The organism is Anoxybacillus sp. LAT27, assembly GCF_022030075.1.
GTDB classification, from domain to species: Bacteria; Bacillota; Bacilli; order Bacillales; family Anoxybacillaceae; genus Anoxybacillus; species Anoxybacillus kestanbolensis.
The window spans coordinates 1-237 of sequence record NZ_JAIWYK010000272.1 but is presented as its reverse complement, the minus strand read 5'-3'; the positions used below and the strand labels follow the sequence as shown (position 1 = coordinate 237).

Here is a 237-nt window from a genome sequence, read left to right as displayed (position 1 = left end):
CACGTCTTCATTAACGGGTGCAACATCATCCATGCGGACGGACTGGAGACCCGCGTGCGGGAAGAAGACCAGTTTGCGCTGTTCCCGCCGGTGGCAGGAGGCTGAGATGGCCGAACACGTTCTCGAGCTGCGCGGCATCCCTCTGTCCCATCTGGTTGCCTATCTGGTCGAATGCGGAGGCGACCCGCCGCCGGATGAAACGCTGCCGATCACCGTTCGGGGGCAAGGCTGGCAGGC

2 protein-coding genes are annotated in these 237 nt (G+C 63.7%); both read left to right on the top strand.

Features of this window, described 5'->3' with window-relative positions; translation table 11 throughout:
• Nucleotides 1-105 (top strand): MoaD/ThiS family protein (locus LD028_RS09425; protein WP_237811665.1); only part of this gene is annotated, 105 nt, incomplete at its 5' end.
• 1 nt (nucleotide 106) lies between these two features.
• The coding region (locus tag LD028_RS18405; RefSeq protein ID WP_483298299.1) for a MoaD-like domain-containing protein at nucleotides 107-237 on the top strand (131 nt) is incomplete at its 3' end.